The sequence below is a fragment of the Ectothiorhodospira sp. PHS-1 genome, from assembly GCF_000225005.1.
Lineage (GTDB): Bacteria > Pseudomonadota > Gammaproteobacteria > Ectothiorhodospirales > Ectothiorhodospiraceae > Ectothiorhodospira.
Window position 1 is genome coordinate 36390 of sequence record NZ_AGBG01000023.1, and the last position, 12706, is coordinate 49095.

Here is a 12706-nt window from a genome sequence, read left to right on the forward strand (position 1 = left end):
GCGTCGGGGGACACGACCTCCCCCCTGCCCGAAGGGGCGGCAGAGGGGTGGGGCACAATCGGGTCCAGTCAAATGCGATAACCGCCGACCCTGACCTGAAGATCGGCGGCGAGACGGGCCAGCTCATCGCTGGCCGAGGCAATCTGGGCGGCGCCCCGGGAGGTCTGATCCACCGAATGGCTGATGTTGGAGACGTTGCGATTGATCTCCTCGGCCACCGCCGACTGCTCCTCCGCGGCACTGGCAATCTGGGCATTCATGTCGTTGATGCCGGCAATGGCCTGATTGATCGTTTCCAGGGACTGGCCTGCCCTGGCAGCCTGGCTCACGCTCTCCCGGGCCTTGCCGCGGCCCTGCTCCATCACCTTGACCGCACCGCTGGTGCCGCTCTGGAGCCGCTCGATCATGGCCTGGATCTCCTTGGTGGATGACTGGGTACGGCTGGCCAGGGTGCGTACCTCGTCGGCCACCACGGCAAATCCCCGTCCCTGTTCACCGGCCCGGGCCGCCTCAATGGCTGCGTTCAGCGCCAGCAGATTGGTCTGCTCCGCAATCCCCCGGATCACGTCCAGCACCTTGCCGATTTCCTCGCTGTCGGTGGACAGGCGCCCGATCACCTCGGCGGCATTTTCCACCTCGCCCGCCAGGGCCTCGATGGAAGTAATGGTCTGCTTCACCACCTGGCTACCGGCATGCGTCTCATGCTGGGTCTCCTGAGCCGCCTGAGCCGCCTCGCTGGCATTCCTGGCCACCTCCTGCACCGTGGCGGTCATCTCATTCATGGCGGTGGCCACCTGATCCGTCTCCGAATGCTGGTGACGAACCTGCTCGCGGGTTTCTTCCGACGTGGTGGAAAGCTGTTCCGAGGCGGATGCCAGCTGGGAGGTCGCCACGGACACCTGACGCACCAGCTCGTGAATGCGTTCGGCAAAGGCATTGAAGGCCAATGCCAGGTCGGCCAGCTCGTTCCTGCCGGTCACCTTGAGCCGCCGGGTCAGATCCCCTTCGCCATCGGCAATGTCCCGAAGGGTGGCACCGACGTACCGGATCGGATTGACGATGGATCGGGCAAACAGCACCGCGCCCACCATGCCCAGGGCAATCACGATCACCAGGGTCAAGACCATCCGCAGCAGCAGACTGGACATACCCTCGGCCACGATGCCATCGGCCTGGGCGCGGGGAATGCCCAGGCCCATGATCCCGATGACTTCGTTACGCTGGTTAAAGATGGGTTCATAGGCGGTCAGGTAGGGGTTGCCGAGAATGACCGATTCCCCCACGTAGCGCTGCCCCCTGGCCACCGTCTGGTGCGCGGCAGTATCGCGTCCCAGGGGCGTTCCCACGGCCCGGCGCCCGTCGGCACCGATCACACTGGTGGACACCCGGATGAATTCATTGCGATCGGCGGCAAAAAAGGTGAATACCAGCCCGAGATCACGGCTGACGGCATCGGCCATATCATGGCGCCCTTCCAGGGTCACGCCCCTGGCGTCCACCAGTCGGCCATCCTGCAACCTCAATTCGCCGTAATACTGCTGCAGGTAGACCCGAGCGGCCTTGAGATCGCCATCCGCCTTGACGAGCAGGCTGTGCTCCACCAGGCTGCGGGCGGTGCCGGCCGCGGACTGATAGGACACCGCGGCCAGCAGGCAGCCCACGGCGGTCAGGCCGACGATGGCCAGCAGGATCAGTCTTGCGCGGATGGTGATGTTATCCAGCATCGGATGTCCTCGGATGTCATTGGAGTCAGGTGATTCAAGTCGGGAGACGGACGGGCAGGATCACTGGCGGCACGAAAACACGACCGGACAGGGCACCTGATGGCTCTGTCAGTGTTATCGGCCGGCGAGGAGATTTTCTTGAATCCCGTTGCGGCCGAAGCCGCTCACATCGAGAAGCTGCATCATGGCCGCCGCCTTGTCCAGGGTTTCCTGATATTCGTGCGCCATCCGCGAACCGGTGGTGATCCCTCCCCCGGCCCAGAACCTGAGCCTGCCATGGCTGTGTACCAGGGTGCGGATGGCGATGTTGGTATCCATGGCGCCGTCAAAGCCCAGATAGCCGATAGCGCCGCAGTAAATGCCCCGGCGGTGCGGCTCCAGCAGCTCGATGATCTCCATCGCCCGCAACTTGGGCGCTCCGGTGATGGAACCGCCCGGGAAACAGCCCCGCAGCAGATCGACGGCATCCCGTCCCGGCGCCGGCCGACCGGTCACGGTACTGACCAGGTGATGCACCGTGGCATAGCTTTCCAACGCGAACAGTTCCGGCACCGCCACGCTGCCGACGGCGCAGGTCTTGCCCAGATCGTTGCGCAACAGATCCACAATCATCACGTTCTCCGCCCGGTCCTTGTCGCTGTTCGCCAGGGCTTGTCGCAATCGGGCATCCTCTTCCGGCGTCCTTCCCCGGGGCCGGGTGCCCTTGATGGGACAGGTGGTGGCCGTGCCGTCCCGAAGGTGCAGGAAACGCTCCGGAGAATTGCTCAGGACGGCCACTTCGGGAAACCGGAGAAAGGCCCCGTAAGGGGCCGGGCTGAGTTCGCGCAAGCGCCGGTAAGCCCCCCAGGCATCTCCCTGGGCCGGGGCCTCGAACCGCTGGGCCAGATTGACCTGATAGCAGTCACCTTCACGGATGAACGCCTGCACCCGGTCAAAGCGTTGATGGTACGCATCGGGGGAGAGGTTGGCGCGCAGCGGCCCGCCCAGGACAAAACCGCCCGGGGGAGCCGACGGCGCCGGATGGCTGAACCGCCGCACCAGGGACTCCCAGCGCTCGGCGGTGCGCGGATCCCGGCCCTGCCCCACCAGCACGCAGGTTCGCAGGTCATGGTCCACCACCACCGCCCAGTCATGGATGCCGAGCATCATCTGTGGTAGGGATTCATGATCCCGGGCCAGGCTGGGCAAGCGTTCCAGGCGCCGTGCCAGATCATAGCCGAAGTAACCGACCGCCCCGCCGGCAAACGGCAGTCCGGCCACCGGGCGGATGGGCTCACCCAGGCGCGCGCGCAGGACCTCGAAGGGATCGGCCCCGGTTGTCTCCAGCAGTTCGCCTTCCCGATTCCGCACCCGTGTCAGATCCCCCTCCGTCATCAGGGTGAGGGCGGGGTCGGCGGTGATAATGTCGAAGCGCCCCCTGGTCTGGCCATGACGGGCGCTGTCCAGAAAGACGGCCCAGGGTTCCTCGCGCAACGCCTCGAACAGGCGGGCGGAATCCTCGGGATAGGGCAAGGGTGCCAAGGACACGGGGCACATTGGAAAGTGAATCCATGGGAAGATAGTAGGAGATCCGCATTCTACCGAACCCGATGACCGGATTGCGGTCCCTTGGATGCATTGCCCACGTTTCAGGACAATCAACGCCACCGATGAACAAAAAACGCCTGCTTACCGTGGCCGCCACGGCCGCCCTCGTGTTGCTCATCCTGCTCCTGTTCCGGCTGGGCGGCGAAGAGGATGCCTCCCAGGCCCCCGCCTCCCAGCGTGGTTCCACGACCGTACCCGTGGCCGTGGCGCCGATCACCCGCGGCGACATCACCGAACGGGTGGTCTTCACCGGCTCTCTGGTGGCCGCCCACCGGGTGGAGGTGGCCACCCGGATTGCCGGGCGCCTGGAACATCTGCACGTGGATATCGGCGATGCCGTGGCGCCCGGCACCCTGCTGGCGGAGCTGGATGACGACGAGGTGGTGCAAAACCTGGAGCAGGCCCGGGCCGAACTGGCCGTGGCCCGGGCCAGTCTGGGAGAGTCCCAGGCCGCCCTGGCCGCCGCCCGGCGCACCCTGACCCGCACTCAGGAATTGCGGGCACAGCGCATCGCCTCCCAGTCCGAACTGGAAGCGGCACAGACCGAACTGGAGGCCCAGCAGGCTCGGGTGGCCCTGGCCCGTTCCCAGATCGACCAGCGTCAGGCCGCCGTGCGCAACGCGGAAATCCGACAGGCCTTTACGCGCATCCACGCCGATGCCAAGGCGGAAGACACCCAGTGGCTGGTGGCGGACCGTTTCGTGGATCGGGGCAGTATCCTGCAGGCCAACACCCCCATCCTGGCCCTGGTGGATCTCACCCCCCTGCGGGCCCGGGTGTTCGTCACCGAGCGGGACTATGCCCGCCTGGCACCGGGTCAGCCGGTGACCCTGACCACCATTGCCTACCCGGGAGAGACATTCACGGGTTGGGTGGAACGGCTGTCGCCGGAATTTCGCGAAGCCTCCCGCCAGGCACGGGTGGAGATCCATGTCCCCAATGAGGATCAACGCCTGCGGCCCGGCATGTTCGTGGAGGCCCGGATCACCACCCGCGCCCTGTCCGATGTCACCCTGGTCCCCGTGGATGCCCTGGTGGAACGACAGGGCAGATCCGGCCTGTTCCTGATCGAGGCCACGGATGCGGGACCCACGGCTCGGTTTGTCCCGGTGGACACCGGCATCGAGGAGCGGGATCGGGTCCAGATCATCAGCCCGGCCCTGGAAGGCCGGGTGGTCACCCTGGGTCATCACCTGATCAGCGACGGGACACGCCTGCGACCGGTGGAGCGGGATGCGCCGGATCAGGCCCAGGCCGGGAGCACCGAGCCATGAACCCGGCCGTCTTCACCGTTCCGCGTCCCATCTTCACGGCCATGGTGACGGCCATCGTGGTCACCCTGGGGCTGATGTCCCTGTTCCGCCTGCCCATCGACCTGATGCCGGACATTACCTTTCCCACCGTCTCGATCATGACCAGCTATGAAAATGCCGGTCCCGACGAGATCGAGCAGCTCATCACCCGACCGGTGGAGGAAGCCGTCTCGGCGGTCCCCGGGGTGGAGGAAGTCACGTCCACCTCATCGGAAGGCTCCAGCAGCGTGCGGGTCTCCTTTGGCTGGGGGACCAACCTGGACGCCGCCACCAACGAGGTACGGGATCGTCTCGACCGCATCATCAACGCCCTGCCCGAAGAAGCCGGACGCCCTCTGGTCCGGCGCTTTGACAGCGCCGCCTTCCCGATCCTGCTGATCGGCGTGGGCGGCAACCTGGACCCCATCGACCTGCGCCGGCTGATCGACGACCGCATCCGTCCCCGCCTTGAGCGGGTGCCCGGCGTGGCGGCGGTGGATGTCTGGGGAGGCCTGGAGCGGGAAATCCGGGTGGAAGTGGACCCGGACCGTCTCCAGGCCCTGAGCCTGGGCCTGGACGAGATCCGTCAGGCCCTGCGGGATGCCAACGTCATCCACCCCGCCGGCGAAATCGTGCGGGGCCGCATGGACCTGCGCCTGCGCACCCCCGGCGAGTTTGAAAACCTGGATCAGATCCGTGCCACCGTGGTGGCGGTGCGCGACGGCATCCCCATCCATCTGCACCAGGTGGCCGATGTGCGCGACACCCACCAGCGCATCACCCGCATCATCCGCATCAATGACGCCCCCGGCGTGCGTCTGGCCATCCAGAAACAGTCGGATGCGAACACGGTGCAGGTCTCCCGGGCGGTGCAGGAAGAAATCCTGCGCCTGGACCGGGATTTTCCCCAGCTCAACATCGCCACCGCCATCGACACCGCCGGACACATCGAGCGCTCCATCCAGAATGTGGGGCGCTCCATCCTCTACGGCGGCAGTCTGGCGGTGCTGGTGCTGCTGTTTTTCCTGCGCCACCTGCGTTTCACCCTGGTGGCCGCCACCGCCATTCCGGTGTCGGTCATCGCCACCTTCGGGCTGATCTATTTCGGCGGTTTCACCCTCAACCTGATGACCCTGGGCGGCCTGGCCCTGGGCGTGGGTCTGATGGTGGACAACGCCATCGTGGTGATCGAGAACATCGCCCGCCGCAGCAAGGAGGAAGGCCTGAGCGCGGTGGAAGCCGCCACCCGGGGCACCGGTGACGTGGCCGCCGCCATCACCGCCAGCACCCTCACCACCCTGGCCATCTTCCTGCCCATGTTCTTTGCCCAGGAGCTGGCCGGCATCCTGTTCAAGCAGCTGGCCCTGGTGGTGGCCTTCAGCCTGTTCTGCTCCCTGCTGGTGGCCCTGACCCTGGTGCCCATGCTGATGGGGCGAGAAGCCACGGTGAAGACCCGTATCACCCCCGGCGGCATCCATCGACTGGGAACCGCGGCCGGCGGCCTGGTAGGTGGGCTGGAGCGCGGCTACCTGGCCCTGCTGGACCGGGCACTCGACCATCGCTGGGTGGTCGTCGTGCTGACCCTCACACTCTTCGTTGGCGCCATGGCCCTGATCCCCCGCTTGGGCACCGAGTTCATGCCCGCCACGGATGAAGGCCAGTTGCGAGTGAGCATCGAGATGGAGCCGGGTACCCGCATTGAGGTCCTGGATGATGCCGTCCGCCGGATCGAAGCCATCATTGCCGCCGAAGTCCCGGAGCTGCGCAGCATGATCGCCAGCGTGGGGGCCTCGGGCTTTCGGGCCACCTCCCCTTCCACCGCCAGCCTGAACATCGCCCTGGTGCCGCTGTCGGAACGCGGCCGCTCCACGGAACAGATCGCCACCGCCCTGCGACGACAGGTCACGGAGATCCCCGGCATCACGGTGCGGGTTCGCGCCAGCCAGGGGATGATGATGCGGGGCATGGGCGCCGGGCAGGACGGAGAGCAACTGAGCATCGAGGTCCGCGGCTTTGATCTGGAGACCATCGATCTGGCCGCCAGCGACCTGGCCGCCCGGATCCGGAGCATCGACGGCATCACCGATGTGCGCCTGGGCCGGGAAGATGGACGCATCCAGCAGCTGGTCCGCATTGACCGCGCCCGGGCCTCCGACCTGGGCATCAGCGTGGCCCAGGTGGCCCGCACCCTGGAAACCGCGCTGAGCGGCGGCATGGCCGGTCAGTTCCGGGATGGCGGCAGCGAGACCCGAATCTGGGTCCAGCTCCGGGACGCCGAGCATCTGAGCCTGGACGATATCCTCAACATCACCCTGCCGGGCCGGGACGGAGATCCGGTCAGTCTGCGCAACCTGGTCAGTCTGGAGGCGGCCATTGCCCCGTTGCAGATCGAGCGCAAGGAGCAGCAGCGGGTCAACACCGTCAATGCCAACATCTCCGGTCGTGACCTGGGCTCCATCGTCGCCGACGTTCGCGCCGAACTGGCGGCCATGCCCCTGCCACGTGATGTGGAGATCCTGTTCGCCGGCGACGTGGAGGAACAGCAGCGGGCCTTCACCGAACTGGGCCTGGCCCTGCTGATGGCCATTGCCCTGGTCTACATGGTGATGGCCAGCCTGTACGAGTCCCTGCGTGATCCCTTCATCGTCATGTTCGCCGTCCCCCTGGCCTTGATCGGGGTGGTACTCATGCTGCTGTTCACGGGCACCACGTTGAACGTTCAGTCCCTGATCGGCATCATCATGCTGGCCGGGATCTCGGTGAACAATGCCATCCTGCTGGTGGACCAGAGTGCCCGCCTGCACCGGCGGGAGGGCCTCAAGGTCCGTGACGCGGTCCGCGAAGCCTCGCGGCGGCGTCTGCGCCCCATCCTCATGACCTCCCTCACCACCATCCTGGCCCTGATCCCCCTGGCGGTGGGTTTCGGTGAAGGCGCCGAGGCCCAGGCCCCCATGGCCCGGGCGGTGATCGGTGGCCTGATCAGTTCCACCCTGATCACCCTGCTGCTGATTCCGGCCCTTTACACCCTGTTCCACCGGGACCGACCCACCCGACAGACCGTTGACGGACCCTTGACCCATGCCCCAGCCTGATCGCCCCCCTCTTCGACCGGCACGGATCGCCCTGGCGACGGCCGTTGCACTGCTCATGCTCGGCGGCGGCGCCCAGGCCCGGCAGGAGACGCCGGCCCATTACACCCCGCCCGGCTGGCTGGATGAGCGGTTGGACGCCCACCTGCCCGACGGGTTGCCCCCCCCTGATGCCCTGCCCGTGGTCACCCCGTCCCGGGATACCGCCATACCCCCGGATGCACTGGGGCCGGATGCCCTGTCCCTGTCGGTGGAACAGGCGGTGTTCCTGGCCCTGTCACACAACCGGTCCCTGGCGGTTCAGCAGCTCCAGCCCCTGATTACCGGTACCTTCGAGGCGGTGGAACGGGCGGTGTTCGACCCGGTGCTGTTCGCCGAGATGTCCCTGCGTCGGGATGAAACGGTACGTCAGTTCGACCAGCGCCCGGAAATGCCTGACCAGATCACCCGTTCTGACCGTGACCTCTTCGAGGGGGGGCTGCGCCAGCGCCTGCCCACGGGCACGGACCTGGAACTGTCCCTGCGCACGGTGCGCAGCGAGTCCACCCAGACCCGCGAACAGTTCACCTCGCGGGCGGGACTGACCCTGACCCAGGCCCTTCTGCAAGGGGCGCGCATCGACTCCAACCTGGCCCGCCTGCGTCAGGCCCGTCTGGATACCCAAAGCTCCCTGTATGAATTTCGCGGCTTTGCCGAAAACCTGGTGGCCGATGTGGAAGCGGCCTACTGGGACTATGTGCTGGCCAGCCGCCGCACCGCCATCTTTGAGGAATCCCTGGCGGTGGCACGCCGCCAGCTGGAAGAGACCCGCCAGCGCATCCGGGTGGGAGAACGGCCGGAAACCGAGGAAACCGCCGCCCGGGCCGAAGAGGCCCTGCGCCGCCAGGGGCTGATCAACGCCCGTTCCGACCAGGCCCGAGCCCGCATCCGGCTACTGCAACTGATCAATCCGCAACAGGCCCATTGGGGCACCGCCGTCACCCCCCTGGACCGCCCCGACCACCAGGTTCCCCCGATGGAGTCGGTGGACCTGCACCTGGCCCTGGCCCGGGACCATCGCCCGGACCTGAACGAAGCCCGGCTGCGGGTGCAACGGGGAGAGCTGGAGGTGATCCGTACCCGCCAGGGGCTGCTGCCCCGGCTGGACCTGTTCATCACCCTGGGCCAGACCGGTTATGCCGCCGCCTTCGGCGAGGCCTGGCGAGAAATCGACGGCCCCGGCTACGACTACAGCGCCGGACTGCGCCTGGAACACCCCCTGGGCAACCGCGCCGCCCGGGCGGAGTCCCAACGGGCGGGCCTGACCCGCCAGCAATCCCTGGAGGCCCTGGGCAATCTCCAGCAGCTCACCGCCCTGGACGTGCAGAATGCCTGGTTCGAGGCCAACCGCACCCGGGAACAGATCCAGGCCACCCGCCTCACCCGGGAACTGCAGGAGGAGGTACTGCGGACCGAACAGGTCCGGTTCCGGGTGGGTACCGGCACCGCGCTTGCCGTCTCCCAGGCCCAGCGGGACCTGCTGGAAAGCCAGCTGGAAGAAATTGAATCCCTGATCCGTCACCGCCAGGCCCTGACCGAACTCTACCGCCAAAGCGGCACCCTGCTCCTGCGGCGGGGTATCGAGGCGCCGGGCGCGGAACGGGTCGAACTTTTATAACCTTTCTGATTGCAACGTTGATCAGCCATCACTACGGAACTGAGCTATTCTCGAATCATAAGATACGTCAAATCGCCTCAGTGCCACTTGCCGTCGAAGAGGCTTGGGAGGCTTGCAGCCGCACCACGATCCAGACACAGCGCGGTACCGTCCACGATAAAACACACAGGGTCGGCCGATGTGGCCAACAAAAATATTCGCTGGTTCCCTTTGCGAAACCAGCCGGCACGATAGCCGTACATCGCTACTCCGTTCACCCGCACGCTTCCGTTGAGCAACGATTGGGTGTCCTCAACCCACTCCAGGTCCGACAGCGGCCAACTCGCACCGTAGAATCCAGCACGCACCGCCAGCCGCTCGCCATCCACGATCAACCGACCGTACCCCCCCTGGAACAGCACGAACGCCAGCAGCCCACAAAACACCACCAGCGCGAACACTGCCAGCGCACGCCCCTGTCCCGCGGAGAAAAAAAACGCCACGACCAGCAAGGCGAGCGCCGGCAACCCGGCAATCAGCACGCCATTGACGATCAGCGCCCTCAAGTCCAGTGTAACGGAAACGGTTTCCACTTCAGATCCCCGCCATTCGATAACTCATCTCGGCAAGCACTTCTATGATCTCCTTCCGCCCTTTTCTCGGCAGGCGTATCAACCCTTGGTTACGAGCCGCATACAGGCAGGCGGTGATTTCCTGCTTTACTTGGTTTCGCAAGGCTCTGCGGTAGATTTCTGGGTTGCCAGTAAGCTGGGAGACCCGAACGGCGGCGGTGGAGATGTCGAGATTGCCATCCGGCCCAATGGCGTGACAACCCATGCAGCCGCCGCCACCTCCGCCACCACCACCACCTGCCGTCACCGCCATGTTTACTGTGACGCTAATCTGCACGGCGAGGTTGAGGCCAGCCGCCACATTAACCGCTGCCACCACATAAGTGGCCACGCCGACAGCGACCACCGCGATAGTAACCGCTCCGGCGACGGCTGCCACTTCCGCATCGTACCGTTCCGCCTCGGCGGAACGCCCCTCTCCTTCCTCGAACAGGCGCTTTAGCTTATCCAGTTCTGCGCCGTGCTGGACGTACAACTGGGCGTACGAGGGCACTTGATCGACAAAGGCGCCTAGCGTATCGGCCTCGGCAGTAAGTATCCCCCGGCAAAGCCGGGGGCTTTAATATGTGAGCCGCTCAAAGCGGCATAAACATGGGGCCACCTGAAGGTGGCTTTCAGTTCCAGAGTTTCATCTGGTCAAGTCGCTTGTCTTCGGCTTCCTGGTGACGGATGTACTGTCGTATCGTCTCCTCATCACGCCCCACCGTCGATACAAAGTATCCCCTGGCCCAGAAACTCTGGCCTACAAAATTCCGCTTCCTCTCTCCGTACACCCGGGCAATGTGAATCGCACTCTTGCCCTTGATGTACCCTACAACCTGCGATACCGCATACTTTGGTGGGATCGAAATCAGCATATGCACATGGTCCGGCATCACATGCCCCTCTTCAATCCAGCTTTCCTTCTGCCTCGCCAGCCGATAGAAAACTTCCCCCAAATGTCGTCTCAATTGGCCAAAAAGGACCCTGCGACGATATTTCGGGATGAATACCACGTGATATTTACACTCCCACTTGGAGTGGCTTAGGCTCTCAAATTCGTCCATTGGGATTCTCCTGTGTCGTGTGCTTGGCGGCTCACAACCGGGAGTTTTCCCAATGGACTCCCTACAATGTCAAACTTCTACTGTCACCCCGGCAGAGCCGGGGGATTTCCCAAGTCTGGTTAAGAACAGGCTTTTCCACCGGCGGGTCGTGGCGCGGCTACTAATTTCGAAAAACGCGGCGCACAATCTCCAATCGCCGTGTCCACCGATGCGGTAACAACCCGTGCGCTGGCCGGCGACAGACCGGATGTCGTGAAAAGGTGAGCGCTACAATGAACGGAGTTCTCAGAAACTGGTACCTGCTAGCAATATTGCCAATGTTCTTTGTCGCCTCCCTGCCTTCAGGCGGTACGACGGTGGCCAATGGTGAACCTTTGCAACAGGCTCGTGAGTACACGGCGAGCCTGCTCGGCGACGATCCGGCCCCGCTGTGGCCCCTCCTCGGCGAGGACCTGCGCGACGTGCTGGGCGACGTCGAGGGGCTGCGGGCGGTTAGCCGGCAGCTGCGCGACGAATTCGGCTCCGAACAGGAAATACTGGAGGAGCGGGTTTCACCCCAGGGCGGTGGATTTCACTATCTGCGCCTCGCCCGGCACGAACGCGGGGATGCGCCCTTGGCCATCGAGCTGTTTGTTAGCGACGTGGGCGTTATTGAAACCTTGCTTGCCAGCGCACGCTCTGTGCTCACCTTGGCGCCGCCGCTGGAATCACCGCCTCTGGAGCCTGGGCGGTTGCCCGCCGACGATTGGATCGAGGCCTTACTCCAACGCGCCGCCATGGACATGTCGCTGCCCTCCATCGTGGTCGGTATTCGCGATGCGGACGGCCGACGTTTCATTGCGGTGGGCGATACTGGGGACGGTCGCGCCCCGGACGAGCACACGGTATTCGAGGTGGGCTCGATCACCAAAGGTTTGACGGGGTTGCTGCTGGCGCGGCTTATCGCCGACGGTGATGTGCGCGCCGACCAACCCATCGGCGGCCTGTTTCCGGAGGACATTCCACTCTCGCCCAGGCTGGCCGCGATTACGCTAGAGGAATTGGCCACGCATCACTCCGGCTTGTCGCGCCTGGGTACCGGACCGGAAATGTCGGCACGGCTCAGCACCGACAATCCCTACGCAGGTAGCTCAGTAGCGGAGATCTTCCGCGACACCGCCGCCGTACCGGATAAGGCCGTCGAGGCCAGGCACGGATATTTCGCCTATTCCAACCTCGGCATGGCGTTGCTCGGTCAATTGCTGGCGCGGGCAACGGCGACCGATTATCCGACCCTTCTGGACGAGCGCGTAATGACACCGCTCGCGCTGGGCCCGTTGCTGCTGGATCCGAATCAGGTTCGCGGTCGCCGCGCCGAGGGGAGTCGAAACGGCCAACCTGCGGCATCCTGGCACATGGATGCCTACGCGCCGGCGGGCGGCTGGCAGGCAAGCGCAGCGCAATTGCTGGAGTTGGGGGAACGTCTGCTGACCGACGAACCGGCCTGGGTAGCCGACGCACTCAGGCCGCGCAGATCAGGTGGAGGTGAGGGTATCGGCTTGGCTTGGCTACACGGCAGCGCCGGAGGACGGCGGATCATTTGGCACAACGGCGGCACCGGGGGCTTTCGGAGTCATCTTGTCAGCATTCCCGAGGAGAGGCTGGTGCTGGTCGTTCTAAGCAACGGCGTGAGCGAACTGGCCCCTATCGTGGATGCAATA

General features: G+C 65.1%; 9 protein-coding genes. 4 read left to right on the top strand and 5 right to left on the bottom strand.

The features are described from left to right. Nucleotides 1-68 precede the first annotated feature (68 nt). Together ECTPHS_RS10225 and pabB are read right to left on the bottom strand one after the other, a co-directional pair. Nucleotides 69-1724, bottom strand: coding sequence for a methyl-accepting chemotaxis protein (locus ECTPHS_RS10225; RefSeq protein WP_008932670.1), 1656 nt, complete (start codon nucleotides 1722-1724; stop codon nucleotides 69-71). 114 nt (nucleotides 1725-1838) lie between these two features. Continuing rightward, nucleotides 1839-3260, bottom strand: coding sequence for an aminodeoxychorismate synthase component I (pabB, locus tag ECTPHS_RS10230; RefSeq protein WP_008932671.1), 1422 nt, complete (start codon nucleotides 3258-3260; stop codon nucleotides 1839-1841). Between the two features lie 113 nt (nucleotides 3261-3373). Here pabB and ECTPHS_RS10235 point away from each other — a divergent pair, with 113 nt between their 5' ends. The 3 genes from ECTPHS_RS10235 to ECTPHS_RS10245 are packed head-to-tail and all read left to right on the top strand — an operon-like array spanning nucleotide 3374 to nucleotide 9349. Continuing rightward, the gene (locus tag ECTPHS_RS10235) at nucleotides 3374-4585 is read left to right on the top strand and encodes an efflux RND transporter periplasmic adaptor subunit (RefSeq protein ID WP_008932672.1); all 1212 of its coding nucleotides are present in this window, start codon (nucleotides 3374-3376) and stop codon (nucleotides 4583-4585) included. Then, on the top strand, nucleotides 4582-7695 hold the full coding sequence (locus tag ECTPHS_RS10240) for an efflux RND transporter permease subunit (RefSeq protein ID WP_008932673.1): 3114 nt from the start codon (nucleotides 4582-4584) through the stop codon (nucleotides 7693-7695). Before ECTPHS_RS10235 ends, ECTPHS_RS10240 begins: the two co-directional genes overlap by 4 nt. A gap of 55 nt (nucleotides 7696-7750) precedes the next feature. Further along, nucleotides 7751-9349, top strand: a complete 1599-nt coding sequence (locus ECTPHS_RS10245) for a TolC family protein (protein WP_141565335.1) — start codon at nucleotides 7751-7753, stop codon at nucleotides 9347-9349. Nucleotides 9350-9426: 77 nt separating this feature from the next. Here the strand turns inward: ECTPHS_RS10245 and ECTPHS_RS10250 are convergent, their stop codons facing one another. The 3 genes from ECTPHS_RS10250 to tnpA all read right to left on the bottom strand — a co-directional run bounded on the left by ECTPHS_RS10250 (nucleotide 9427) and on the right by tnpA (nucleotide 11006). Beyond that, on the bottom strand, nucleotides 9427-9921 hold the full coding sequence (locus tag ECTPHS_RS10250) for a hypothetical protein (protein WP_008932675.1): 495 nt from the start codon (nucleotides 9919-9921) through the stop codon (nucleotides 9427-9429). 1 nt (nucleotide 9922) lies between these two features. Beyond that, complete coding sequence (locus ECTPHS_RS10255) at nucleotides 9923-10435, bottom strand: hypothetical protein (protein ID WP_141565334.1); 513 nt, start codon at nucleotides 10433-10435, stop codon at nucleotides 9923-9925. Between the two features lie 139 nt (nucleotides 10436-10574). After that, nucleotides 10575-11006 (bottom strand): IS200/IS605 family transposase, encoded by a 432-nt coding sequence (gene tnpA / locus ECTPHS_RS10260; RefSeq protein WP_008932677.1) that lies wholly within the window; start codon nucleotides 11004-11006, stop codon nucleotides 10575-10577. A 272-nt stretch (nucleotides 11007-11278) separates the two neighbouring features. On the opposite strand from tnpA, the gene ECTPHS_RS14050 reads away from it, so the two are divergent. Then, a partial coding sequence (locus ECTPHS_RS14050; protein ID WP_050814249.1) for a serine hydrolase occupies nucleotides 11279-12706 on the top strand: 1428 nt, incomplete at its 3' end.

What these genes read in the sequence shown, in the direction of transcription:
- ECTPHS_RS10225 (WP_008932670.1), bottom strand. Translation starts at nt 1,724, where the DNA reads ATGCTGGATAACATCACCATCCGCGCAAGACTGATCCTGCTGGCCATC.
- pabB (WP_008932671.1), bottom strand. Translation starts at nt 3,260, where the DNA reads ATGTGCCCCGTGTCCTTGGCACCCTTGCCCTATCCCGAGGATTCCGCC.
- ECTPHS_RS10235 (WP_008932672.1), top strand. Translation starts at nt 3,374, where the DNA reads ATGAACAAAAAACGCCTGCTTACCGTGGCCGCCACGGCCGCCCTCGTG.
- ECTPHS_RS10240 (WP_008932673.1), top strand. Translation starts at nt 4,582, where the DNA reads ATGAACCCGGCCGTCTTCACCGTTCCGCGTCCCATCTTCACGGCCATG.
- ECTPHS_RS10245 (WP_141565335.1), top strand. Translation starts at nt 7,751, where the DNA reads ATGCTCGGCGGCGGCGCCCAGGCCCGGCAGGAGACGCCGGCCCATTAC.
- tnpA (WP_008932677.1), bottom strand. Translation starts at nt 11,006, where the DNA reads ATGGACGAATTTGAGAGCCTAAGCCACTCCAAGTGGGAGTGTAAATAT.